We start from the raw sequence: 25,273 nt of genomic DNA, 5'->3' as shown, positions 1-25,273 counted from the left end.
CCCGATCTCGTTCGTGATCAGGCAGTTGCCGTCAGCATCGACGCGAAGCCGTCCCGGTAGGTGGGGTAGCCGAGTTCGCCCACAAGTGCGCGGAAGCGAGTTCCGTCGATCCGTTTGCCGCCCGGCTTCTCGTCCTCGACATGGCCGGGGACGGGCACGCCGAGGCGGTCGGCGATGAAGGCGGCGACCTCGCCCATCTGGGCAGGTTGGGAATCGACGGCATGGACCAGGTTCGGCGGCTCCGGGTCAAGGGCCAAGCGCTCCAGACCGTGCACCAGATCGTCCCGGTGGATGCGGTTCGTCCACCGCTGATGATTGAACTGCTGCCCGCGACGCACGGAGTCGATGAGACGAGTGCGGCCAGGTCCGTAGATGCCAGCCGGGCGCACGATCGTGACGTGGTCGAAGAGTTCGGCCGCTTCGGACTCGGCTGCCGCGAGCACCTCACCCGGCCCGGACTCCGGGGCGACTGGAGTGTCTTCGGTGGTCACACGTGTCGGGTCCTCAGCGAGGACACGCGTGGAGGAGACGAGGACGACTCGGCCCGGCTGTGACTCGAGCACGCGCGCGAGGCCTCTCAGCCCGTGGAGGTAGGACCGTTCGTATCCGGCCCGAGTCGGTCCGTCCGGAGTGAGGGTGATGACGACCGCGTCGAGTGCGTCCAGTCGTGGATCGCTGCGGACCGGGGCGTCGGCCCCGCCGCGCTCTGGCGCTCCGAGGTGGGAGAGGTCCATGCTGATCGTCTCGAAGGCATCGGGCAGTTCGGCGACGCGCCGGCGCAGTCCGATCACCTCGTGCCCCTGGTCGACCAACCGCAGTCCCAACCGTGCGCCTAAGTCTCCGCACCCGGCCAGGAGAATTCTGCGTCCGTTCGTCGTGCTCATTTCGCCTCGCTCTTCATCCGGTCATAGGCTGCCAGCGCCGCCTGGCGCGATGCCTTGAGATCGACGATCGGCTCGCGATCGCCGTGTGAACGTTCCGTTCGGGTGAGACCGCCCGGCCCGCAGCCCACCCACCTGCTCACGTACTCGCTGTTCGGATCGAAACGCTCACGTTGGCGTTCGGGATTGAAGATCCGAAAGTACGGGGCCGCATCGGCTCCGCACCCGGCGACCCATTGCCACGAGACGGGATTGTTGGCTTCATCGGCGTCGACGAGCGTGTCCCAGAACCACTGTTCGCCGTGCCACCAGTGGATGAGCAGATTCTTCGTCAGGAAGCTCGCCGTGGCCATCCGCACTCGATTGTGCATCCACCCGGTCTGCCACAGCTGCGCCATACCGGCGTCGACGAGGGCAATCCCGGTCGTACCGCTGCGCCAATGCTCAAGCGCCTCGGGGTCGTCCTCATAGGGGAAGGATGCGAATTCCGGCCGCATCGGCTCGGACTCGATGGCCGGCAGGTGATAGGTCAGGTGCCAGGAGAACTCCCGCCAGTAGAGCTGCCGGATCCAAGCCTGCCGGTCATCATCGCTGACCTCCGGCAGGTCCAGGGCCGCGGCCAGCAGCTGCCGTGGGGAGAGTTCGCCGAAGCGCAGCCTCGGAGACAGGCCGGACGTGCTGTCGGGGTCGGCGGGGACATCGTGCGAATCTGCGTAGCCGTCGACCCCGTCGCTCACGTCCGCCAGCGCTCGGGCCGCCTCTCGACACCCGGGGCTCCAGTGCTCGGCCACGGTCGTCTGCCACCACTGCGGGGTCCTCGCCGAGGCGAATTCGCCCGAGCCCGTGTCAGTTCCGTCGAGAAGGCCGAGGCCGTCGAGGTTGCGCATCCACGAGTGCCCGTCGAGGGTCTGCCGGTGCGCCTTCGTCAGAGAGGTCTGTCTGCGCGGGGCCGGGAGGACGTCGCCGACGCTGCGATCGCGCACGGCGTTGAAATAAGGGGTGAACACCTTGTAGAAGTCTCCGCCCTGCGGGCTGATAGTCCAGGGTTCGACGAGCAGCGCGCCGGTATGGGAGTGCACAGCACGCCCGGCATCAGCCAGGCCCGTCTTGATCTGCGCGTCGAGGTCACGTGAGGCCGGTGCATAGCGGCGCGACCAGCGGACGGCATCGACCTCCAGGTCCGCAGCCGCCTGCGGGACGATGTCCGCGGCGGAGCCTGCTGCGAAGAGCAGCGGGATCTCGAGCTGCGCGAGTTCGGCCTCCAAGACGCGCAGCGACTCATGAGCCCACCACCGCGCGGCCCCACCCAGCGGACGGGGGCCCAAGCCGTCGTCGCTGCGGGACTCCCTGATCCAGAGACCGATCACCTGCCCCTCGGCGCGGGCCGCTGTCAGTGCCTCGTGATCGTCGACGCGCAGGTCGTCGCGGAACCAGACGAGAGTGAGGTGTTCACGGTTGTGGCTCACCGGTCGTCTCCGATCACAGCGGCTTCGCCCAGTCGGCGTTGCTCAGCGACAGCTCGTCGGTCATGCCGTCGAGGAAGCGGATGACGGCATCGCGTTCGCGGCTGGTGAGGCGGACGGCGGCATGGATCCGTCTGGCCTGGGCGCGCCCCACGGTCTCTCGTGCCGAGCGCGCCGTCTCCGCGGTGACGTCGATGGCATATGCCCGGCGATCGCTGGGATGGAGCTTCCTGATGACATGCCCCTCCCGCTCCAGGCGATTGATCAGCTTCGTCACCGAGGCTGCCGACATGAGCATATGGGCAGACAGCATCTTCGGGGTCACGACTGCGTTCTGCCGCTTCGCTGCGATGAGATAGTGCAATGCACGCATGTCCTGCTCGCTGAGCTTCATGAATCTGCGCGAAGCCTCGGAGAGGGTGCGTTCGGCCTCGCGCAGTCGGGCAAGCGCGTCCATGAGCTGAGCGATCTGCTCGCGGTCGGCGTTCGACAGATCGGAGGAGTCGATGAGGTCGCCGGGAAAGCTGTTCTGCGATCCGGTGTACATATTCTCTGTGATCGGGTCGTGAGCGCCCGCGGCCTCCGATGGCTCCATGCCGCAATCCTACTGATTCCCGCCCCTCGATCGCAGAAGAATAACTCTCCGCATATAGTACATCAAAGTGTACTATATGCGGAGAGTTATCACACTGTGAGGATGTCAGCTGCTGGTCGAGTAGACCTGCTGCGAACCTCCGGTGCGAGAGCGATTGCGGCGACGGGTCTCAGGGCTCGTGCCACGAGAGTCTGCGGTGCGGCGGCCGCCCGACCGGCTGGTGCGCGCTCCCGAGCTCTGATTGCCCGAGCGGCCTCCCCGACCGGTCTCGCGGCGGCGACTGCCCTCGCCGCTGCGGCCGTTCTGACCAGTGCGGCCGGAGTCGCTGCTGCGCGAGTTCGTGCGAGTGCTCTCGCCAGCGGCGCCATCGCGGCCCGCACCTCCACCGCGTCCGCCACGGCCGCCTCGGCGACGGCGGGACGAACGACCACCGGACTTCGCCGGTTCGGTCTTCTTGCGCGGCTGCACCGGTTCCTTCGGCTGCGGGGCGACGTACTCGGCGATCTCACCGACGAGCTCGGTCACCTCGGGGGAGTCGGCGGTGACCTTCTGCGGGGAGGCCTTGATGGCGGCCTTGCGCAGCAGGATCTGCGTGTCCTTGCGCTCATCGGGTGTCATCACGGTGACCACGTCGCCGGCGCTGCCGGCACGGGCGGTACGGCCGGAACGATGCAGGTAGGCCTTGTGTTCGGTCGGGGGATCGACGTGGACGACGAGCTCGACGGAATCGACGTGGACGCCGCGGGCCGCGATGTCCGTGGCCACCAGCACCTTCGCGTCACCATCGGTGAACGCGGCGAGGTTGCGATCGCGAGCACCCTGGGACAGGTTGCCGTGCAGATCGACGGCGGGGATGCCGGCAGCGGTGAGCTGTCGGGCGAAGCGTTTGGCCCGGTGCTTCGTGCGGGTGAAGAGGATGCGGCGGCCCGTGCCGGAGGCGAGCTTGTGGACGAGCGCGTTCTTGTCGTCGACCGAGACCTCGAACACGTGGTGAGTCATGGCCGAGACGTGCGAGGTCGCCTCATCGACGGAGTGGAGGACCTCATTGTGGAGGAAGCGACGGACGAGCTTGTCGACGTCGTTGTCCAAGGTCGCGGAGAAGAACATCCGCTGCCCCTCGGCCGGGGTCTGCTTGAGGATGCGGGTGACACCCGGGAGGAAGCCCAGATCAGCCATGTGATCGGCCTCGTCGAGGATGGTGACCTCGATGTTCTCGAGCGTGAGGACGTCCTGCTGGAGCAGATCCTCGAGGCGGCCTGGGCAGGCCACGACGATGTCGACGCCCGCATTGAGGGCATTCTCCTGTCGGCGCTGTTTGACCCCGCCGAAGATCGTCGTCGTCTTCAGGCCGGCGGCCTTGGCCAGCGGGTCGATGACATCGGTGATCTGCGTGGCGAGCTCACGGGTGGGAGCCAGGACGAGTCCGCGCGGGTGGCGGACCTTCTGGGTGCCCTTGCCGGATTCGGCGAGGCGGGCGACGAGTGGAATGGAGAACGCCAGGGTCTTGCCGGATCCGGTCTTTCCGCGGCCGAGCACATCGCGGCCGGCCAGGGTGTCGGGCAGGGTGTCCTGCTGGATGGGGAAGGCCTGGGTCTTGCCCTCACGGTCGAGGGAGTCGACGAGTGCGGCGGGCACGCCGAGCTCGGCGAACGAGGTCGGTGCCGAGGTGGCTTTCTTGGTGCGGGTGGTGCGGGGGTTGGTGCGTGTCTGTGAAGTAGTGATGGTGTGGCCCTTCGACGTGCCGGAGGGCGTGCCGATGCCGTGAAATGGTGGCAGGCAGCCGCAGCCGGTCATGGAATGAGCGCTGTCGGCGCTCTCGATCGCCGAGAGAAAACGGCTTCGGAAATGCGCGGGTTCTTTCACCCAGCTGCAGAGACGAGGCGTCCTGACGACGCAGGGAACCCGAAAAACGGGTTCGCAGGTGATTACAGTATAGCCCCGGCGGTGCGTGAGACAGAATCCGCGGGCTTCGCGGCGGGCACGGAAACAGGCTCGGAGACTGCGGCGACCGGCCGTCGGCGTGCTCTGCGGTGCCCGGTCACCCATGCGGAGAGTGCCACCGACGCCCCGCCGATGCCGATGCCCGCAATGTCGTCGAGGAGGTAATGCCATCCGAAATAGATGGTGGCCACGACCGTCACTGCGAAGAAGATCCAGGTGATCGCTCGGACGGCGCGGTTCTGTTTCGTCAGCGTCATGAACAGTGCGGCGGCGAAGGTGACGGAGACGTGAAGCGATGCGAACGCGGCGACACCTTGGATGGAGTCGCTGCCGACCGGGTTGCTGAGGTAGTCGAGTCGCGTGTCGATGAGGGATTCCTGGAGCTGACGGACTCCGGTGTCGGGCAGCGCCCGGAAGGCGTCGGGATGGCTGAACACCGGACCGACCGACGGCAGGAGATAGTAGCTGATGGTGCCGAGCACCCAGTTGAGGCTCAGCATCGTCGTATACCAGGCGCCGACGGCGTGTCTGCGATTGAGCACGAGGACCGCGCCGAGGCTGATCGGGATGAGCGGAAGATAGGCGAGATAGGCGATCGACAGCAGATTCGCCGCCATGCCGGTGCCGAGGAGTTCGTGCAGGACCACCGCCGGAGTGCTGCCGCCCATGAGCCACTGGTCGAGGCGGAACAGCTGCTGATCGAAGAGGGTGCCTTCGCGGAACACCGGCAGCACGCTCTTGAGGTTGCGGTAGGCGACGTAGCAGACGTAGAAGCTCAGCAGCCCCGCACCGATGCACAGCAGACGGTGGGCGTTCCATTCCTTCTTGGCGATGTCGACGACAGACGTCGGCAGGTTCCGCCACCCGTGTCGCCTCACGGCTTCCACGAGCAGCCCGCCGCCGATGAATCCGAGAACCAGCAGGGGCAGGCGGATGTATGAGGGGCCGAGGAATCCGTCGGGGTCCCGCAGCGGGAGGTCGAGGTAGAGGGACGAGACCACGGCGGCCGCTCCGACGAGGAGGGCGAGCGCCATGGCGAAGGTGTAGGGCCAACGTCGCAATCTGGTCATCGGGACACCGTAGTGATTCAGTTTGAGTGATTCTTCGGATTTCTCTCGGAGGCCGCTGACCGGAACCGTTGCAGAAGGGAACGGGGCCGAAGGAAACGACCCACCCACTGAGTGCCTCGCGGCATTAGTGTTGGGCCATGACTGAAGGTTCGCCGAACGCGACTCCGAATCGCGATGACCCGATTCCCGAGGGGCTCAAACTCGGTGCCCGCTTCACCGGATACCTGCTGGTGATCATCGCAGGGATCACAGTTGCGATCTTCGTTGCCCTGCAGGTCGCTCAGATAGTCATCCCGTTCCTGGCCGGCCTCGTCCTCTCTGCCCTCTTGGTGCCCTTGTCGTCGTTCCTGCAGCGGCATCGGTGGCCGAAATGGCTGGCGGTGGTGACCGTCTGGGTCGCCGTTCTCGGCCTGCTGGCCGGACTCACCCTCCTCATCACCGTTCAGATCAGAGGTGAGATACCTGAGATCCAGAAGCAGGTGGCGACAACCCTGGACGCGGCGAAGCAGTTCTTGGCCATGCAGCCGTTCGGAATCACCGAAGCCAAACTCAATGATTTCGTCGATTCCTCGGGGAAGTGGCTGCAGGACAATGCAGAAGGTCTCGGCTCCGGCGCCGCCGAAGTGGGCACGACGGCGGCTCATATCATCGAAGGCGCTCTCATCATCCTGTTCGTCACCCTCTTCGCGCTCATCGACGGACGGGGCATCTGGACCTGGGTCGTCAACATCTGGCCGAAGAAGGCGCATGCGCGGATCTGGGCGGCCGGCGAGGCCGGGTGGAAGACGCTGACGAACTTCATTCGGATCCAGCTCGTCGTCGCGGCCAGCGACGCGATCGGGATCGGAGTGGGCGCACTGATCCTCGGGGTCCCATTGGCGGTGCCGATCGCCCTGGTGGTCTTCCTCGGTGCCTTCGTGCCGTTCGTCGGAGCAATCGTGGGCGGCGCAGTCGCGGTAGGCTTGGCGCTGCTCTTCAACGGCTGGGTCCACGGCCTGATCATGCTCGGGATCGTCATCGTCGTACAGCAGCTCGAAAGCCATGTCCTGCAGCCGTGGCTGACAGGACCCACAGTGAAGATCCACCCCTTGGCGGTGATCCTCGGGGTGACAGCGGGAGCAGCGGTCGCCGGCATCGCCGGAGCCTTCTTCTCCGTGCCGGTCATCGCGACTCTCAACTCGATGATCCATGCGGCCAAGGACTACAGAGTGGGAATGCAATGAGCCGGGCCACGCCACGGCTGAATCGAGTCCGGATCGTCAAGGGCGCTCTTCGACGTCTGCTCGAAGACGAGTGCCTCGACAGAGCTGCCGGACTGGGCTTCTACGTTCTGCTCTCTGCGGCACCGGCCATCCTCGCCTTGGTCTCGCTGCTCGGCGTGGTCGGGGAAGCCGAGTCGACCACGAAGGCGGTGCTTTCGTTGGTCCACGGAGTCTCGGCCGAGGCAGCCTCGGCGATCCGGCCGTTCATCGTCGAGCTCACCGAGTCGTCGTCGGCGGGAGCCACCCTCATCGGCAGCCTGCTGCTGGCGATCTGGTCGTCGTCGAAATACGTCGGAGCGTTCGGTCGTGCCCTGAACGCCGTCTACCGGGTCGAGGAGACCCGTCCCTATTGGAAGTTCAAGCCGCTCATGCTGCTGATGACCGTGGTCACGCTTCTCGTGCTGGCCGCTCTGGGGCTGCTGCTCGTGCTGTCCGGGCCCATCGCCGAGACGCTCGGCGAGCTCATCGGAATGGGCGCGACTGCCCTGCTGATCTGGAACGTGGTCAGATGGCCGGTCTTCGTCTTCTTCGTCATGCTGCTCATCGCTCTGCTCTACTACGTGACCCCGAACGTCAGGCAGCCGACGTTCCGCTGGGTCAGCCTCGGTGCGTTCGTCGCTCTGCTCGTGCTGCTTGCCGTGTCGGCCTGCTTCGTTCTCTATATCAACAACTTCAGCAGCTACAACGTCACCTATGGGTCGATCGGGGGAGTGATCGTCGGGCTCGCCTGGATATGGATGGTCAACCTCTCGCTGCTCCTCGGTGCCGAGTTCGACGCTGAGATCGAACGCGAGCGGCAGCGGCAGTCCGACGGTGCCGCAGACGAGCGGTTGCGACTTCCGTAGAGAGCCGGTCCGTCGAATGGAGACAGTCGTCGGCGCACAGCTGCCTGCAGTCAGAGCCGCCCGGGGTTGAGAAATCAGGTCCCGGGCCGCTGAACGTGTCCTCTCAGCTCTGTATTCATCGACGGATACGGTCGGCTGCGAAGTCGGCAGCGCTGGCCAGCACCTTGTCGGTTTCATCGACGAGGCGGCCGAAGTGGAGGAAAGAGTGGAGCACATTCGGGTACTCCTCGAACTCGACATCGTTGCCCGCCCGTGCCAGTGACCGAGCCAAGGCGCGGCTGTCATCGCGCAGCGGGTCGAGCCCGGCGCCGGCGACGAACACCGGAGGCAGACCGGACAGGTCAGCAGTGAGATGGGACGCGAACGGCGACTGCTCGTCCTCGGGGACGGCGAAGTAGTCGTCCCTGAAGTTGTTGAGATCGTTGGCGCCCATGCCGTCCCACTCCCCGCCGAAGAGCCTTCGGCTGGCGGAGTCGACCAGTCCGTGACTGCCGTAGACCGAGATGAGAGCGCGCAGCGAGGAGAATGCCGACGATCGTGCCCCGGCGGCGGTGGGGTCGTCGCGTAACAGCAGAGCGGTGCCCAGCGTCAGTCCGGCCCCGGCCGAGTCGCCGGCGACGGCCAATCGGGCACCGTCGACGCCGAAGTCCACGCCGTGTGCGGCCAGGTGGTCGACGATGCCCGCGCATTCGTGGAGTGCCTGCGGGAACTTCGCTTCGGGGGACAGCGAATAGTCCACTCCGATGACGGCACTTCCGCTCGCCTCGGCGAGCACCCGCATGATGCGGTCATGGGTGTCGAGGTTGCCGACGGTGAACCCGCCTCCGTGGAGGAACACGATCCCGGGCAGGACCGCCTCGGCGAGGGGCCGGTGGATGCGGATCGGAACGTCGACTTCGGCGGCGCGGATATGCCCGTCATCAGTGCGGGCCATCGTCGGGCCGCCTTCGTTCCAGTAGGAGCGTTCGGCGCAGTATTCGGCACGGTTCGCTGTCAGGCGTGCCGTTTCGGGATCCATGTCGTCCTTCACCGCCCGCAGTCCTGCCTGGGCACAGTCCGCGGCGCGGGCGGACTGGAGTTCGAGCACAGCCCGCATCTGGTCAGACATTCCGGCGAGGATGTCAGCGGGAATCGCAGTGCATGTCGCTCCAGCGGATGCCTCCCCGACGAGTTTCATAGACTCCTCCGTCACGACTTCAACTCTCTCGACTGTCCAGAGCAGGCGAGTCGTACACAGTGCTCGTGTCGACGACTGCCCCTGCCGCAGCGTGCGCCTCACTGCTGATTCCACCTTACCCGCAGAAACCTTCGCGGTGGTCGAGGACCGGCTGCTCGGGCAGCCGGCTGAGGGGGCTTCCGCCCGATCGGCAGGCAGGTCCACAATGGCGTTCAGGCGGTATTCCGTTCGCACTTCCCGATGACGCGGCCGCCGTGGCCGCAGGGGTGAGCGGACCAACCGTCGACAACGACGAGGCCGTCGCTGAGGCGGCCACGGAGGTGAGTATCCGATGAAGGCAGTCGTCTACAAAGGGCCGCACGAGGTCGCGGTCGAAGAAGTCGAAGATGCGACGATCCAGGATCCGACAGATGTGCTCGTGCGCATCACCACCGCAGCGATCTGCGGTTCGGATCTGCATATGTACGAAGGGCGCACGGATGCCCAGCCGGGTATCACTTTCGGGCATGAGAACATGGGCATCGTCGAGGAGGTCGGCTCGGGTGTGTACACAGTGAAGAAGGGCGACCGCGTCGTTCTGCCCTTCAACGTGGCCTGCGGGTTCTGCGACAACTGCCGTGCCGGCAAGTCGGCGTTCTGTCTGACGGTCAACGAGCCGGGAACCGCCGGTGGTGCCTACGGCTACGTCGGCATGGGACCCTACGGCGGCGGTCAGGCCGAATACCTGCGCGTGCCGTTCGCAGATTACAACTGTGTGCCGCTGCCGCCCGGAGACGAGCACGAGAAGGAATTCTCACTGCTCGCCGACATCTTCCCCACCGGCTATCATGCGACTGAACTGGCGGGAGTGCGGCCCGGCGAGACGGTGGCCGTCTACGGTGCCGGACCGGTGGGCATGATGGCCGCATACTCTGCCCTTCTCAAGGGGGCGAGCCGGGTCTTCTCGGTCGATCACGTGCCCAGCCGCCTGGACCTCGTCAAGAGCATCGGAGCTGAGCCGATCAACTTCGACGACGGTGACCCGGTCGAACAGATCACCGAGGCTCTCGGCGACTACGGCGTTGATCGCGGAATCGACGCCGTGGGCTATCAGGCGACGGCGGCCGACGGCGAGGAGCAGCCGGCCGCAGTGCTCAACCAGCTCGTCGGCACGGTCCGTCACACCGGTGGCATCGGCGTCGTCGGTCTGTACTTGCCCTCCGATCCGGGAGCTCCTGACGAACATTCGGCAAAGGGGGAGCTGCTGGTCAGGATCGGCCGGTTGTTTGAGAAAGGGCAGTCGATCGGCACCGGACAGGCCGATGCCAAGCGCTATGCACATCAGCTGCGCGACCTCATCATCGCAGGACGGGCGCAGCCGGGCTTCGTCGTCTCTCAGGAGCTGCCGCTGTCCGACGCTCCGGATGCATACGCGAAATTCGACAAACGCGAAGAAGGCTATTCGAAGGTTCTGCTGCACCCCGGTCGCGGCTGATAACCCGATGAGGGTGCGTCAGCGCGTTCGCCACTGCGGCGCCGGGGGCACAGCGGCTTCGGCGCCGCAGACGGCCGTCAGTGCAGGACTCGATGATGCACAGCTAGGATCGGCTCTATGACCGAGCACATGCGCCGACACGAAACCGACCATGAAGTCCCATGGTCACTGCCGATCGTCGTGCGTCGGTCGAAGACCGCCATCGCCCGCCACATCGACGTCCTCGAAGCCACCGCCCGAGCCGTTGTGGCGTTCCTCGACGACCCGCGTGCCCAGGAGGGCGGTGAGTGGCACGATGCCGTCGAGTACTGGCGCGACGGAGCCATCCGTAAGGTCGTTCGCCGCGGTGATGGGAAGAAACTCGACGACGCCCGTGCCCTCGGGTGTGTGAGCGTGACCTTCGGCGGCACCGAAGAATTCGCCCCCCGCCGAGGCACTCGTCTTCGCACCCGGCCCCGTCGCACCCCTGCCGCCTGAGCTGAAGAAGCTGCAAGTCGGCGGCACCGAGTTCCCGGATGAGGGCGAATCGACGGTTCCCGCCGCCGAGGCGGTCGTGACGATCGACCTCTCACCGGAGCTCACGCTGACGACCGGGAAGGCCGCCGCCCAATGCGGTCACGCCGCGCAGCTGGCGTTCGAACAGATGCCCGACGATGTGCGGAACCGCTGGCGTGAGTCCGGATTCAGTCTGCGCGTGCAGACTGCAACGGCGGACGCGTGGGCGGCGGATGACCAGCAGATCAGCGTGGTCGACGCCGGCTTCACCGAGGTCGACGGACCCACGGAGACCGCCCGAGCGTCGTGGTGAGGTCGATTCCGAGACCACGCTGTGCGTCGACGGAATCGGGTGCCCGTGCGGGATCGGCAGACCTGTGCTGGACCCGCCTCAGTCTCTCCGCAGAGGAACGTCACGCAACGTCGTCTGCACGGTGTGTCCGCTCTCCCACGCGTTCGCCTCGGCGGCGACATGCGGCATCGGGATGTTCTCGCGGTGCGCGCGCCTCTCCTGTGTGAACACGCCCACGCGGGCGTCTCGGTCGCTGAGCAGCTCTGCCTGGGCCTGACCGTCGTCGGTGAAGCCCATCATCAGCTGGGGAATCCCGAAGGGGAAGTCGTCGCGGTCGTACTGCCAAGTATGGAAGGTCTTCCCATAGGTGGAGACGAGGTCCTCGAAGTAGGAGCGCTCGGCGAGCTCGGGAACGCCGGGAGCCGTGAGAATGCCCGATTTCACCTCATAGTGGTGACTGTGCCACAGTCGCTTCTCTTCGGCGGGCAGTGCGTCGAATCGTTCTGCACTGATGATGTACTCGATGCCGATGAGTCGAGCGTCGGGTTCATTGCGATCGAAGATGACGCACTGGTGCAGGTCATGGCGCAGGTGAATGCAGAAGTGTGCCGCTTCGACCTGCCGACCCATGTCATCGGCGTACATGTGCAGGCCGTCGAGATAGGTGCTCATGGCCTCGAGCGGATACTTCGTCTGCAGAGCCTGCGATGACACGTCGAGCAGCCGATGCTTGAGCGGATGCCCCTTGCCGATCTTGGCCCACGTCGCCACCTTGCGCGACCCGATTGCCGCGAGTCCGGCAGCCACGGCTGTCGCTGCCCCGAGACTGAACGATTGCAGTCGTGATGTGCTCATCCATTCACGTTAGCCACTGCCTGCGGATCTGGTAAGCCCCCTCGCATGGGGGAGCGTCCCGCGCCCGCGGACGGGTCTTCCCGAGCCTCGCAAGAAGGTCCCGGGGGTGTTCGGTGAGGCGTTGATGCCAAGGGCCCGGGGTCTTGACAGCAGCCATATCGAGGGCAAGCCTGGAGGGCCAGGTCGGCGCACCGCGACGACCGCATCACATCTGCGACTCGAGACACCTGAGGAGAGTGCCATGGCGACGTCCGTGAGCGACTTCATCATCGATCGACTCATCGCCTGGGACCTGCGCCGGTGGTACGGATACCCCGGCGACGGCATCGGCGGTTTCGACGGGGCCATGGGCCGAGCTCAGGACGAGGGCAAGGACTTCACCTATGTGCGCCCCACTCATGAAGAGGAGGCCGCGTTCATGGCCACCGCCCACGCGAAGTTCACCGGGAACGTGGGCGTGTGCGTCTCGACTTCAGGCCCCGGAGCCATCCACCTCATGAACGGCCTCTACGACGCCAGGGGCGACAACGCGCCAGTCGTCGCCATCGTCGGCCAACAGGCGAGGGTGTCGCTGAACTCCGAATTCCAACAGGAGATCAATCTCGAACGCCTCTTCGCCGACGCGGCGGTGTTCGTGCAGACCGTGACCACCCCGATGCACGCCCAGCTCGTCGTCGACAAGGCCGTACGCATGGCCAAGGCCTATCGCGGACCGGCTGTCGTGGTCCTCCCCGCCGACGTACAGACGATGGACATGGAAGAGCCCACAGCCGAGCATTTCGTCTCCCGCACGGGCATCGGCCACGCCGAGGATCGGCTGCGGCCCGATGACGATGCGCTCGCCCGTGCGGCGGAGGTCCTCAACAGCGGCCAGAAGGTCGCCATGCTCGTCGGACAGGGAGCGATCGGAGCGACCGATGAGGTCATCAGCGTCGCCGAGCGCCTCGGTGCCGGTGTCATCACCACGCTCCTGGGCAAACAGGTCGTGCCGGGGGACGTCGGCTACCACACCCAGCAGCTGGGTCTGCTGGGATCGCGGCCGAGCTACGACATGATGCAGAAATGCGACACCCTGCTCATGGTCGGCACGAACTACCCCTACGGCGAGTTCATGCCGCCGACCGGGCGGGCCCGGGCCGTGCAGATCGACCTGTCACCACGTCACCTGGGCCTCCGTTACCCCACCGAGGTCAACCTGTGGGGTGATGCGAAGACCACTCTGGCGGCCCTGCAGCCGCATCTGAGCCAGCACGCGACCGAGTGGCAGGAGAAGATCGCCGAGGAGAATCGGGCGTGGGCGAAGGAGAACACGCGGGTCGCGCAGACCGAAGCCGATCCGATCAACCCCCGCCGGGTCTTCGTCTCCCTCAACGAACGTCTGCCCGAGAACGCGATCATCACCTGCGACGCCGGGAGCACGGCCGACTGGTACGGCTTCCATATCGAACTGGGGCCGAACCAGATGGGCAGCCTCTCGGGTCGGATGGCCTCGATGCTCGCCGCGATGCCCTATGCGCTGGCCGGCAAGTTCGCGCATCCCGATCGTCCGGTGGTGTGCACCATCGGCGACGGAGCCTTCCAGATGATGGGCATGAACGGTCTGCTCACCGTCAAACGTCACTGGCGGGAATGGTCGAACTCCACCTTCGTCGTCCTCGTCATCAACAACGGCGACCTCAACCAGGTGTCCTGGGAGATGCGGGAGGCCGGTGACCCGAGGTGGGACACGGCCCAGCTGGTCGAGTCGATGGACTACGCGGGCTATGCGGAGCTGCTCGGACTCAGAGGCATCACCGTCGACGATCCGGAGGACATCGACGCGGCCTTCGACCAAGCATTCGCCGCCGACCGGCCGGTCGTCCTCGACGTCCGCTGCGACCGCAACACGCCGCCGCTGCCGGCCCACATCGCCTTCGCACAGGCCAAAGGCCTCGCGGAATCCCTGCTGGGCGGGGATCCAGAGCTCGGGCAGGTAGTCAAACAGAGCTATCGCGCCACCGCCGCGCGACTGTTCGCGCGCATGGGTCTGACCTCGGATGACTGATGACGGCTCGTCGAGCTGCTCCATCACGCGGTCCAGCAGGACCCCTCAACCACGACCGCGGACACCGGTGATCCGGTGTCCGCGGTGGCAGCTGCGCTGAGTGAGCGCTGGTTCGAGGTCAGTCCTCGGAAGCCTCGTCGAGGTCCTTGAGCTCTTCCTCGCTCAACGGTCGCGTCTTCGTGCCGTTTCCGAACTCGTCGAGGTAGATCACATGCTTGACCATCTCGCCGGTCTCTTCGTCCTCGACTTCGATGATGTCGCCAGGTCGGGTCGCTGGCTGGTAGAAATCCTCATTGACTCCGGTCATCGTGACCACCTCCTATAGGTATTCCGACCATACGTCACTGTGACACGAGTCTCAACGACTCCCCTTGCTACCTGACGGGGGCCCAGCAACCTCGCGCCAGGTTGCTGGGCCCCCGTCAGGTAGCAACAAGGAGCTGTGGGGGCTGGTATCGGTAGTCTGAGTTCATGGAACGACAGAGATTTCACACCACCGGAGGTCGCGATCGCAATGTCGCCGAGGAGGCCCGCCCCGGAGAGGACGAGTTCCGCGTCGATATCGAACGGATCCGGTTCTCCCCGTTCTTCTCCCGCCTGGCCTCGGTCACCCAGGTCATCCCGCAGGCCGGGTCCGGCACGGTCATCCACAACCGGCTGACGCATTCGCTCAAGGTCTCCGCGGTGGCCCGGTCGATCGCGATCACGTTGAACAACGCTGACGAGGCGACCCGGGACACGGTCAGCCGCCTCGGCGGGTGCGATCCTGTCGTCGTCCAGGCGGCTGCGGCCGCCCACGATCTGGGTCACCCGCCGTTCGGCCACCTCGGCGAGAAGGAACTCGACCGGGTGTCGCGGCAGGTGCTGCGCCTCGACGACGGATTCGAAGGCAACGCGCAGACGTTTCGGATCCTCACCGCCCTCGACAGCTGTGAGGCCACGGCGCGCGGTCTCAACCTCACCCGAGCCATTCGGGCCGCGGTGCTCAAATATCCGTGGGAACGCGGGGAGTGGACCGGTGATCGGGCGTCGTCGGCGGCCAGGATGCCGCGCGGGGTCGGTGATGATGTCAGCGAGGGAGCGATGAAGTTCTCCGCCTATGCCACCGAAGTCGAGGAGATGGCGGACGTGCTCTCGGCGTTCCCTGCGATCGCAAAGTATCAGCAGACGCTCGAGTGCGCGGTCATGGATGTCGCCGACGATATCGCGTATGCGGTGCACGACCTGGACGATTTCTACCGGTCGAACGTGCTGCAGTACACGGCTGTGTCCGCCGAGCTCGGGCGATGGCTGCGCGATCATCGGGAGTTGGCGGCCCTGGAATCTGCGGAGCTGGATCGGCGGCGGCCCGGGCATGCGCTCGAGGCGATTCGCCGGCACATCGGGCAGAAGGATCCGTGGATCGCCTCCGAGGAGGCGTTCCGGGAGTCGGTGGAGCGGATCAACCGGGATCTCGTTGAGGGGCTGCTCGGCGTTCCCTACGACGGGGGACTGGAGGCGGATCGGGCGGTCACCGGGTTCACTCGGCGGTGGATCGATCGGCTGCAGGCCTCGATCGTCGTCGACCCGGATCCGCATATCCGCAGCGGTCATGTGCGACTGAGCCAGGAGGCTTGGCACGATGTCGTGGTGCTCAAGTTCGTGCATGCGCGGTTTGTGCTTGAACGGTCTGATCTGGCCGTGTATCAGCGTGGGCAGACGCGGATCATCGCGTCCCTGGTCGAGGGATTCCATGAGTGGCTGCTCGATCCGGATGAGGCGACGCGGATTCCCCGGCGTTTGGTCGATTCCGTCGAGGCGGCCACGCAGGAGTATTCGGATCTGTACGCACGCAACCCTCAAGCACTGGGGGAGGAGGGCGCGGCCGGGATCGTGCGGCGGGGCCGTGCTCGGGCGGTCGTGGACTATATCGCCTCGTTCACCGATGCGCAGGCCATGTCGGTCAACGCCCTGATCACCGGTGCTTCCGAGGAACCGTGGGAGGCTGGGCGCGGGTTGTAGGTCTTCGCTGGGGCGGCGTCGGGCGGATGCGTCCGTCGAGTGAATGACGAACGGCGGGGGAACAGCCGAACGGCGGGACCGAAGAGTTCTCTTCGATCCCGCCGTTCGCGGTTTCAGCTCAGGAACTGAGCTGGGTCACCTCAGTACCTGCCGGCCTCAGTGCTTACCAGCCGAGGCGCGGTAGCGGCGGGTTGCCCACACCGCTGCTGCACCGCCGGCGAGGAGCAGTGCGGCGAATCCGACCATGGCCGGGAGGCCATCGGCACCCGTCCGCGGCAGGTCGCCACCGGCGTTGCCCGAGGCGTTCGTGCTCGAACCGGCCGAGGCGTTGGCAGCGGATCCAGCGTTCGCTGCCGAACCTGCGTCCGACGATGCCGAGGAATTCGCCGAGGCGGCCTGATCCGAATCAGCCGAAGCCTCATTCGCATCGTCAGCCGACGAAGCGTTAGCTTCGTCGCCTTCCGCTGCGGCATTCGCCTCAGCTCCGTCGGCGGCCGCGGACGCGGATGCCTCCGAGGAGGAGTCCGCCGTCGACGCTGCCGAAGCGGCGGCACCGGCGTTGGCGTTGGCTGCAGCCGATGCCTGTGCATTGCTGTCATCCGAGTTGTCGGCGTTGGCGGCGGCGTTGGCTGCCTGCTGTGCCGAGGCGTTCGGATCCGAGGTGGCGTCGGCCGAGGTCTCCGAGGAGGCCTCTTCGTTGGCTGCCGATTCTGCCGCAGCTTCGGCGTTCTCGTCAGCTGCTGCCGATGCCGTGTCGTTGGCATCAGCGTCGGCGGCTGCTACTGCTGCTGCCTCGGCGACCGCGTTGCCGTTGTCATCAGCGTTGGCCGAAGCCGAAGCCGAGGCCGAGGCCGCAGCGTTCACATTGGCATTCGCATCGGAATCGTCCGAAGCGGTGGCCGCGGCTCCGTCATCAGCACCGTCGGCGTCAGCCGCTGCGTTGGCAGAAGCTTCCGAGGAGGAGTCAGCGGTCGAGGCTGCGGATGCAGCAGCTGCCGGATCGGCATCAGCGGCGGCCGAAGCATCAGCATTCGTCGAGTCCGAGTTGTCGGCGTTTGCGGCAGCGTTGGCTGCCTGCTGTGCCGAGGCGTTCGGATCCGATGTCGCATCCGTCGAGGTCTCCGAGGAGGCCTCTTCGTTGGCTGCCGACTCTGCGGCTGCTTCGGCGTTCTCGTCAGCTGCTGCCGATGCCGTGTTGTTGGCATCGTCATCGGCAGCTGCTACTGCTGCTGCCTCAGCTGCCGCGTTGCTTTCGTCATCGGCGTTGGCCGAAGCCGAGGCCGAAGCGGCTGCGTTCACATTGGCATTCGCGTCTGCTTCGTTGGCGGCATCAGGATCTGCTGCTGCGCTGGCGTCAGACTCGGCTGCTGCCTCTGCGGAGGCCTCGTTCGAGGAATCAGCGGTGGAAGCGGCCTCAGAAGCGGCAGCGGAGTTCGCGTCCGACGCCGTCGATGCCTCTGCGTTCGTGTCATCGGAGTTGTCAGCCTGTGCAGCGGCCTGCGAAGCAGCCGTCGACGAAGCATTCTCATCCGTTGTCGAATCAGCCGACGCCTCGGAGGATGCGTCCTCGGTCGCTGCCGACTCGGCGGCTGCTTCGGCGTTCTCGTCAGCTGCTGCCGATGCCGTGTTGTCGGCATTGTCATCGGCAGCTGCCTCGGAGGCAGCCTGGGCGGCCGGGTTGTTGTCACCATCGGCGTCGGCCGAAGCCGAGGCCGATGCCGCTGCGTTGGTGTTCGCGTCGTCATCGCCCGGGTCCGGGGCGTCCGCGGTCGCTCGGACCGAAGACGACGCCAGGTTGATGTCCGCGGCGCTGATTCCGGGGAGCAGTTCAAGGCTCACCGCATTGACCGTGAAACCAGGACCGTTGTTTCCGTTGACTTGGCTCTCCTGCGCCGGATCCTTTTCAGTGGGCTGTTCGTTGATCGTCACGTCAGCAATCAGGTTGAGGTTGTCGAAGACTCCACCGAGACCATCAACAACTGGATTGATCAGTCCATCGAGGTTATCCGACAGGTCCGTCCCGATATCTTCGATCACTGTGCCCAGGGTTCCGCTCAGCGTATCGACCAACTCATCGAGCAGTGGCTCTACTAAGTCTTCCGTCAGGTCATTGAGGCTGATTCCGAGCAGCCCCAAGATCGTGTCGAGCACTCCGCCGTCAGCATCGATGTCAATGGCCGGATCGGTAGCCGTGTCCGTTCCAGCGAGCTGGCCGAGTGTGGTTTCAACGGTGATCTCTGCTGTTGTGCTGTTCACCAAATACGAGAGTTCGGCGTTGAGATTCAGAGTCACTGAGGTGTCGTTGAGTACATCGGTGACTCCGTCGGTGACCTTCGTCGTCAGTGTTCCAAGAGCGTCGGTGATCGCTTCTGTGATGTTCGTGATCGTGGCCTCGTCCAGCAGCTGTGTATTGGGATCGAGACCATTCAGTCCGTTCTCCCCGGCAGCCTTTGCCACATTGACCGACACTTCACCGGTGGCAAGATTGATCGACACGATTTCGTTTGAGTCGACGAGTGGCTCATTGATGAGTTCATCGCTGAGGTCGACGAGAGCCGTGTCAAGGCCGTCGACTCCGATGGTTCCGGACTCGACTGCGACTCCGACGCCGAGAGCGCTTAGGTCGATATTAAGATCGCTGAGGATCTGGCCGAGGGCTCCCTCCGATCCGGTTGCAGCATCGACGGTGTCGCCGACACCTGTGAGAGTGTCGTCGAGCTGACCAGAAACGTTGCCCGCAAGAGAACTGTGCAGGTTGACTTCGGCGTCGGCCACGACATATTCGGAATCAATGCTGTCTCCGGACGCGGTGGCTGTGCTGCCCATTGCGCCGAGCTCGAGTGAGAGCTGGTCGACGATCTCGTCCGAGAGCGCGTCGACGTTGAGCTGAGATAGCAGGTCGGTCAGATTGACCTGCGCGTTACCAAATTCACCGGGATTGTCGGGGTCGAGGTTGAGAGCGCCGTCCGCTCCAACTGCTCCGGCGCTCGCCGTCGATGAATCGTACGAAGGGGCATGGCCAAAGGCATTAAGGGCGCCCACTGCGCCGAGATCGAGCAGCCCATCTCCGCCGGGCTCACTGACAAGAGGCAACGAAAGGCCGTTGCCGAGATCGAGATCGAGAGCTTGCAGAGCCTCGACATCTAGCGGAGTCGCGACCTCATCGGTGTTGTTAGGAGAGCTGCTGTACGCAGATGCGACATCGGCAAGCTGTCCGCCGAGAAGGTCACTCTCAATCAGCTGCCCGTAGGCTTCTGAGTCTTCGTTCGGGTTCTGTTCATCGGCGGCACCGGGCGAGGTCGTCAGCAGCGTCAGTCCCACAGCTGTCGCTGCGGCGACTGTGCCCACTGCAGCCTTTCGACCGGCTCCGGGCCGGCCTCTCAGTATTCTCATGGTTCTCCACATCGTTCAGACCCTGATCAGGTCCAGGCGCGGCCTGGACGGAAACAGGCAGTTTCCTGACAGGACGCTCACAACGTTACGGAGTAATGAAAAAGTAATCAGTGAATCACAAGAAAAGTTACCTCGTCGTTATAGTTACGTTGAAGTAGATGTAGGCGGGCGTTGTGAAATCCTGTCAGCCAGGTCTCGCGGGCGCTGTAGCCGATAAAAGGCCAGTTCACAGGCCTGGTGATTACAGGTGGATTCAAGGCTCCGCACGATATGACAGTCATGACCGAGTCATTGTGTTGCGTCCGTATGTCACAAATTGAGATTTAAAAAGCTGCCTGCGATGTCGACCCGTGACCAAGTCGTCAGCGGCAAGGTCACGGCTTCCGCGGTGTGGACGGACCGATGGTGACGCTTCGTCAGCATCTACAGTCGAGTCCAACTGCAGGAACGACGGAGATCGACGAGGGAGTTGAGACATGGCGAAACACACGCGATGGGCAGTGGTCGGAGCCGGCATCATCGGAGCCGCCGTCGCCCGCGAGATCCTGGGCCGCCACGACTCCGCCGACGTCACCCTCTTCGAGAAAGAAGACCACCCCGCCGCCCATCAGACCGGACACAATTCCGGAGTTGTCCACGCCGGTCTCTACTACGAGCCAGGCAGCCTCAAAGCCACGCTCTGCCGCCGCGGCGTCGACCTCATCCGCGACTTCGCAAACGACCACAATGTCGCTGTCGACGAATGCGGCAAGGTCGTCGTCGCCACCGACGAGACAGAAGTCGAACGCCTCCACGCCATCCACGACCGCGCTCTGGCCAACGGCGTACCCGACATCGCCCTGATCGACCGCGATGGACTGCGCGACATCGAACCGAACGCCGAAGGACTCGCCGCCCTCCACTCACCCCACACCGCGATCATCGACTACCCCGGCCTCACCGACGCCCTCGTCGCCGACTTCCGCACCCACGGCGGCCGCGTCCGCTTCTCCACCCCGGTCAAAAGCATCGATCACCGAGGCGGCCCCACCGGTGACACCGCCATCGTCCGCACCCCGGTCGACGCCCAGGAATTCGACCACGTCATCGTCTGCGCCGGACTCCAATCCGACCGGCTGGCCGCGCGCTCCGGTCAGAATCGCACCCCGACCGTGGTGCCCTTCTTCGGCCAGTACTTCATCCTCGACGAAGAATACAGCAGCGCGGTCAACGGCCTCATCTACCCCGTCCCGGATCCGAAGTACCCCTTCCTCGGCGTCCACGTCACCCGCCGCATCGACGGCGGCCTGATGATCGGACCCAACGCCTTCCTCTCCTTCTCCCGCGAAGGCTACCGAGGTCTCGGCCTCAACATCCCCGACTCGCTGGCCGTGGCCGCCGACCCCGGATTCTGGCGCTTCGCCGCCGGCAACATGGCCACCGCGGCCCGTGAACTGCCCGGAGTGCTCTCGATCGAGAAATTCGTCGCCGAGGCGGCCCGCTACGTCCCCTCCCTCGCCGGGGCAGACGGCTACCGCGCCACCCGTGGAATCCGCGCCCAAGCCATGAACCGGGACGGCACACTCGTCGATGATTTCGTCATCGATCGGGCGGGAGCCACGATGTTCTTAAGGAACGCGCCCTCCCCGGGAGCCACCTCGGCGCTGGCCATTGCCGAACACCTCGTCGCGACCATCGATGGCCGACGATGACGGTTCCGGGCGTCGACGACGAAAGGCCGCCTACCCGACCGTGACGACGGGGAGGCGGCCCGAACTGTCTCAGGAGCGGTTCAGCTCAGTGGCTCACTTGGGTGTGCGGGTCTCTGCGCTGATGAACCAGGCCTGCTGCTCAAGCTGCGCGATGTAGCTGTGGAAGATGTCGGCGGTCGTCGGGTCCGCCGAGTCGACTTCGTCGTGGCAGTCACGCATCGAAGCCACGGTTGCCTCGATCGACGCGACCATGTGATCGATGGCGTCGTGGGTGCTGATTTCGCCGTTCGGGAACTCCGGCAGTCCGGTCTGTTCAGCGATCACGGCGGGGCGACCGTCGGGGGAGGCATGGAGGGCACGCATCCGCTCGGCGATCTCATCGCTGCCCGCGCGGGCGATGTCGGTGAGCTCGTCGAGGTTGAGGTGAAGGTCACGGAAGTTCGTGCCCACGATATTCCAATGCGCCTGCTTGGCGGTGAGGCTCAAGGCGATGAAGTCGACCAACACCGTCTGAAGGTTCTTGGTCAGGGCGTCGGAGGCGATGAAGCCGTGTTCGGCGTTCTCGCGAGTAGTCTTCTCTGACCCATGCGGGTCGGGAACTGTCACTGACTGTGTCATGATTCTTGCTCCAATCGCTCCGGTTTCGCTTGGTTCCGGAGTATGTGGCCACCATAACGCCGTTGCCGATCGGACGTAACCCCCGTCAGACTGTGCCCGACTCGTCGTCGTGGGCGACGTAGACGCGGGAACGCAGACGTTGGGCGTGCGTGAGATTCTTCAGGTCGATATCACTGTCGAAGCTCGAGCCGAGTGCGCCGGCGACGACGCCCATCGCCGCGCTCAACCACGCGATGTCGAGGTAGTTCGTCAGGCGGGCTTCGGGCCGGTGGATCGTCTCCGCCATGAACTCGGGGTCGATGACGATGAGCCCTCCGGCGAGGATGCCGATGACCAGCAACGCGTAGAGGCCCGTCACGCAGATGACGAGTGTGAGTACGGTGGAGAGGTTGTAGTAGAAGACCACCTGTGCCAGGCGTTCATTGACCGGGCGATCCCAGAGCCGATTGATCGTGATCAGCCAGCCGACCATGACTGCGATGGCGATGGCGCCGATCGAGATGAGACGAGCGGTAGACAGATGGTGGGACATCTGCCAGATGGAGCTGTAGAAGATGCCGAACGCCCCTGTGGCGGCAGCGGCGGCCATGGCACGCGAGAGCCTGCGGGCCATCCGCAGCGGCTCATTGGCCATCGTCATGCCCAGGACGAGGCGAGTTCCGCCCGTGAAGGTATGGGCATGAAGGGTGCGGCGACCCGACTCGGATCGGCTCGACCACCGGCCCCAGCGCGGAAGGCGATGCGTCTTCGCAGGCAGATGCCCGTCTGGCAGGAGCTGATTGACGCAGCTCATATAGATCTTCAGCAGCCGGCGCTTCGTCGTCAGTGCCCCGAGAGTGGGGCAGGAGATCACAGCGACGTTGCGCGCAGGCAGCACCTCGGCGATCAGTGGTTTGCCTTGGGTGTGGCGTGGAATGTCCGTGAGCATGATGACGAGGTCCGCCGACGGATAGCGGTCGACGATCGCGTCGAGAGTCGACAGCTCCAGCTGGTGGTCGGCCTGGACGCGGAGCGCCTCCGTGCATACATCGACAGTCACATCCGACTCGAAATCGTGTCTGAGGACATCGGCGAACTCGTCCTTGAACGAGGCCACACGGCGGCTCGGGGGCCCGGGATCGCAGATGAGGAGGATGCGCATTTTCCCACTGTGGCAGGGCTGTCTGTACCTGGCCAGGGCGACGGCGAATTCCGACGCTTTCCTCACTGGGCTTTCAGGCCGAATCTGAACTCCGACACCCGTACGCGTATTCTGATACAGACGTGTCGACGAGACGAAGGAGGATTCGGCGCATGGCAGTTCTGGTGACCGGAGGGGCAGGCTACATCGGTTCGCACGTGGTGCGGCTGCTCACCGAACGCGGAGACGATGTGCTCGTCGTCGACGACTTCTCCACCGGCATCGACGCTCGCGTCGAGGGCCTGCCCGTGGTCGACCTCGACCTGGCCGCAGCCGATGCCGAAGAGCGCCTGGTGTCCGCGATCAGGGAACACAGCGTCGATTCGATCATCCATTTCGCCGCGAAGAAGCAGGTCGGCGAATCCGTCGAGGAACCGGTCATGTACTACCGGCAGAACATCGGCGCCCTGACGAACATCCTCGCCGCTGTCGAAGCGACCGGCATCGAATCGCTCGTCTTCTCCTCCTCGGCCGCGACCTACGGCATGCCCGATGTCGACATGGTGCCCGAGGACCTCGACTGCCGGCCCATCAATCCCTACGGTCAGACGAAGCTCATCGGCGAGTGGATGATCGACAACCAGATCACCGCCTCGGCCATGCGGGGGACGACGTTCAACGCCGTGAAGCTGCGCTACTTCAACGTCGCCGGCGCCGGCTGGAACGACCTCGCCGACACCGCTGTCATGAACCTCATCCCGATCGTGCTCGGACGGCTCAAGGACGGCAAAGCTCCGATCATCTTCGGCGACGACTACGACACTTCCGACGGCACGTGCATCCGCGACTACGTCCACGTCAAGGACCTTGCCGAGGCGCACATCGCGGCGTTGGACTACATGAAGGCCGGCGGCACCACGGAGACCGTGTTCAATGTCGGTACCGGAACCGGTGCCTCGGTGAAGGAAGTCATCGACACCATCGCCGAGGTGACCGGCCGTGACATCGTCCCCGACATGGGCGAGCGTCGTGCCGGTGACCCGCCGGCACTGGTCGCCGACGTCACCCGGATCTCGGCCCTGCTGAGCTGGAAGGCGGAGTTCGGTCTCGAGGAGATCGTCCGCAGCGCTGTCGAGGCCGCAGGGATGCTGCCCGAGCAGGAATGATGAACCAGCCGGACCCATCCGCGGCAGCGATCGACTGGGTCCGAGCTCGCTCCGCAGCGGGACAGGGCCTGCCGGCCGAGGCGCGTGTGGCACTGCATTTCCATCCCGGTGCCGATGCTTCGGGGACCGGAGTCCTGGCATCGATCCTTGATCGTGGGCAATACGTGTCCCAATTCGTCACTGGCACGAGCAATGGGGGCCTGACCGCCTTTCCCGGTGGTGACCGATGGCATTGGGAGCGGCGGATATTCGGCGGAGCCTATGACCAAGTGGACGTGCAGCAACGACCGGTCTATGGGGCCCTTTACCTCGACGGCGACCCCTATGGGCCGGCACCGCGGTTCGGGCCGGCCTACCTGCGTCTTCGCCCGGAGGTCCTTGCGCGAGCGTCGTTCGCTTACCCGGACAGCACCTTCGGTCCGGAGCTCTTCGGGGTTGCTGACCGCATGGGGCTCATTGCCGACTTTCGTCGCGACGAGTCGGCAGACGACGCGGCCGTTGCGCCCGGAGGTGGTCTGTGTCGCGACCGTCTCGATCACTACATCGAGGCTCATGTCCACGGTGGGGTGATGGTGCCCGGAGACGTTGAGGCACTAGTCGTCGATCCCAGCTTCGACGATCATGCGGTGCTGGAGACGGCGGACCGCTGCGGTCTCGCCGTCGAGACTCATCCGGGCTATGTCGCCGAGGTTGCCGAAATCGCCGCGTATCCGGAGTATCGGGGTCAGGACGTGGTCGAGCTCGCACAGCGGATAGCCGAGGTTCTGGGGAACTCGGCGCAGCTGAGACCCATCCATGTCGCACGCGCCCGCCGCGAGTGGAACCTCGATGAGCAGCGGCTGAAGAAGGTCTGGCACTGCCTCGCTCGGTTTGGTCGAGCCTGGTGAGAC

Annotated in this window: 21 protein-coding genes; 10 read left to right on the top strand and 11 right to left on the bottom strand. The window is 65.1% G+C overall.

What is annotated here, in order from left to right; genetic code table 11:
- Positions 1-17: 17 nt before the first annotated feature.
- The 5 genes from QYM46_RS14770 to QYM46_RS14750 form a co-directional block, all read right to left on the bottom strand.
- Positions 18-884, bottom strand: a complete 867-nt coding sequence (locus QYM46_RS14770) for an NAD-dependent dehydratase (protein WP_432789560.1) — start codon at positions 882-884, stop codon at positions 18-20.
- Positions 881-2,347 carry a cryptochrome/photolyase family protein gene (locus QYM46_RS14765; RefSeq protein WP_432789559.1) on the bottom strand — a complete coding sequence of 489 codons (1,467 nt, stop codon included), beginning with the start codon at positions 2,345-2,347 and terminating at the stop codon, positions 881-883. Before QYM46_RS14765 ends, QYM46_RS14770 begins: the two co-directional genes overlap by 4 nt.
- A gap of 13 nt (positions 2,348-2,360) precedes the next feature.
- Entirely contained in the window at positions 2,361-2,939 is a 579-nt protein-coding gene (locus tag QYM46_RS14760; RefSeq protein WP_432789558.1) for a MarR family winged helix-turn-helix transcriptional regulator, read from the bottom strand.
- A gap of 105 nt (positions 2,940-3,044) precedes the next feature.
- The gene (locus tag QYM46_RS14755) at positions 3,045-4,733 is read right to left on the bottom strand and encodes a DEAD/DEAH box helicase (RefSeq protein ID WP_432789557.1); all 1,689 of its coding nucleotides are present in this window, start codon (positions 4,731-4,733) and stop codon (positions 3,045-3,047) included.
- 131 nt (positions 4,734-4,864) lie between these two features.
- Positions 4,865-5,950, bottom strand: coding sequence for a phosphatase PAP2 family protein (locus tag QYM46_RS14750; RefSeq protein WP_432789556.1), 1,086 nt, complete (start codon positions 5,948-5,950; stop codon positions 4,865-4,867).
- A gap of 137 nt (positions 5,951-6,087) precedes the next feature.
- Between QYM46_RS14750 and QYM46_RS14745 the strand changes: the two genes are divergently transcribed.
- Entirely contained in the window at positions 6,088-7,173 is a 1,086-nt protein-coding gene (locus tag QYM46_RS14745) for an AI-2E family transporter (RefSeq protein ID WP_169253024.1), read from the top strand.
- Complete coding sequence (locus QYM46_RS14740) at positions 7,170-8,057, top strand: YihY/virulence factor BrkB family protein (protein ID WP_432789555.1); 888 nt, start codon at positions 7,170-7,172, stop codon at positions 8,055-8,057. Before QYM46_RS14745 ends, QYM46_RS14740 begins: the two co-directional genes overlap by 4 nt.
- Before the next feature lie 115 nt (positions 8,058-8,172).
- Here the strand turns inward: QYM46_RS14740 and QYM46_RS14735 are convergent, their stop codons facing one another.
- Positions 8,173-9,234, bottom strand: coding sequence for an alpha/beta hydrolase fold domain-containing protein (locus QYM46_RS14735; RefSeq protein ID WP_432789554.1), 1,062 nt, complete (start codon positions 9,232-9,234; stop codon positions 8,173-8,175).
- A gap of 331 nt (positions 9,235-9,565) precedes the next feature.
- On the opposite strand from QYM46_RS14735, the gene QYM46_RS14730 reads away from it, so the two are divergent.
- The 3 genes from QYM46_RS14730 to QYM46_RS14720 all read left to right on the top strand — a co-directional run bounded on the left by QYM46_RS14730 (position 9,566) and on the right by QYM46_RS14720 (position 11,516).
- Positions 9,566-10,708: a glutathione-independent formaldehyde dehydrogenase gene (locus QYM46_RS14730; protein WP_432789553.1), complete on the top strand. Its 1,143-nt coding sequence runs from the start codon at positions 9,566-9,568 to the stop codon at positions 10,706-10,708.
- A 117-nt stretch (positions 10,709-10,825) separates the two neighbouring features.
- Positions 10,826-11,185: a hypothetical protein gene (locus tag QYM46_RS14725; RefSeq protein ID WP_432789552.1), complete on the top strand. Its 360-nt coding sequence runs from the start codon at positions 10,826-10,828 to the stop codon at positions 11,183-11,185.
- 76 nt (positions 11,186-11,261) lie between these two features.
- A complete protein-coding gene (locus QYM46_RS14720; protein ID WP_432789551.1) occupies positions 11,262-11,516 on the top strand; it encodes a peptidyl-tRNA hydrolase in 255 nt (84 codons plus the stop codon).
- A 78-nt stretch (positions 11,517-11,594) separates the two neighbouring features.
- Here QYM46_RS14720 and QYM46_RS14715 read toward each other — a convergent pair whose 3' ends face one another.
- Entirely contained in the window at positions 11,595-12,350 is a 756-nt protein-coding gene (locus tag QYM46_RS14715; RefSeq protein ID WP_432789550.1) for an OBAP family protein, read from the bottom strand.
- A gap of 241 nt (positions 12,351-12,591) precedes the next feature.
- Between QYM46_RS14715 and QYM46_RS14710 the strand changes: the two genes are divergently transcribed.
- The gene (locus QYM46_RS14710) at positions 12,592-14,394 is read left to right on the top strand and encodes a thiamine pyrophosphate-requiring protein (RefSeq protein WP_432789549.1); all 1,803 of its coding nucleotides are present in this window, start codon (positions 12,592-12,594) and stop codon (positions 14,392-14,394) included.
- Positions 14,395-14,512: 118 nt separating this feature from the next.
- On the opposite strand, the gene QYM46_RS14705 is transcribed toward QYM46_RS14710, so the two are convergent.
- On the bottom strand, positions 14,513-14,701 hold the full coding sequence (locus tag QYM46_RS14705; RefSeq protein ID WP_169253019.1) for a hypothetical protein: 189 nt from the start codon (positions 14,699-14,701) through the stop codon (positions 14,513-14,515).
- A gap of 164 nt (positions 14,702-14,865) precedes the next feature.
- Here QYM46_RS14705 and QYM46_RS14700 point away from each other — a divergent pair, with 164 nt between their 5' ends.
- A complete protein-coding gene (locus tag QYM46_RS14700; RefSeq protein WP_432789548.1) occupies positions 14,866-16,395 on the top strand; it encodes a deoxyguanosinetriphosphate triphosphohydrolase family protein in 1,530 nt (509 codons plus the stop codon).
- Positions 16,396-16,551: 156 nt separating this feature from the next.
- On the opposite strand, the gene QYM46_RS14695 is transcribed toward QYM46_RS14700, so the two are convergent.
- Positions 16,552-19,788: a choice-of-anchor G family protein gene (locus QYM46_RS14695; RefSeq protein ID WP_432789547.1), complete on the bottom strand. Its 3,237-nt coding sequence runs from the start codon at positions 19,786-19,788 to the stop codon at positions 16,552-16,554.
- A gap of 476 nt (positions 19,789-20,264) precedes the next feature.
- Between QYM46_RS14695 and lhgO the strand changes: the two genes are divergently transcribed.
- Positions 20,265-21,479, top strand: a complete 1,215-nt coding sequence (gene lhgO / locus QYM46_RS14690) for an L-2-hydroxyglutarate oxidase (RefSeq protein WP_432789546.1) — start codon at positions 20,265-20,267, stop codon at positions 21,477-21,479.
- A 93-nt stretch (positions 21,480-21,572) separates the two neighbouring features.
- Here the strand turns inward: lhgO and QYM46_RS14685 are convergent, their stop codons facing one another.
- Together QYM46_RS14685 and QYM46_RS14680 are read right to left on the bottom strand one after the other, a co-directional pair.
- Complete coding sequence (locus tag QYM46_RS14685; protein ID WP_169253015.1) at positions 21,573-22,097, bottom strand: Dps family protein; 525 nt, start codon at positions 22,095-22,097, stop codon at positions 21,573-21,575.
- An 85-nt stretch (positions 22,098-22,182) separates the two neighbouring features.
- A complete protein-coding gene (locus QYM46_RS14680; RefSeq protein ID WP_432789545.1) occupies positions 22,183-23,238 on the bottom strand; it encodes a hypothetical protein in 1,056 nt (351 codons plus the stop codon).
- Positions 23,239-23,390: 152 nt separating this feature from the next.
- Between QYM46_RS14680 and galE the strand changes: the two genes are divergently transcribed.
- Positions 23,391-24,383, top strand: coding sequence for a UDP-glucose 4-epimerase GalE (gene galE / locus QYM46_RS14675; RefSeq protein WP_432789544.1), 993 nt, complete (start codon positions 23,391-23,393; stop codon positions 24,381-24,383).
- The gene (locus QYM46_RS14670) at positions 24,383-25,270 is read left to right on the top strand and encodes a DUF3626 domain-containing protein (protein ID WP_432789543.1); all 888 of its coding nucleotides are present in this window, start codon (positions 24,383-24,385) and stop codon (positions 25,268-25,270) included. The genes galE and QYM46_RS14670 overlap by 1 nt, the downstream gene beginning before the upstream one ends.
- The last annotated feature ends 3 nt before the right edge of the window (positions 25,271-25,273 follow it).

The organism is Brevibacterium sp. K11IcPPYGO002 (genome assembly GCF_050920635.1).
Classification (GTDB): Bacteria; Actinomycetota; Actinomycetes; order Actinomycetales; family Brevibacteriaceae; genus Brevibacterium.
The sequence above is the reverse complement of the archived record's forward strand: the minus strand, read 5'-3'. Positions and strand labels throughout refer to the sequence as shown.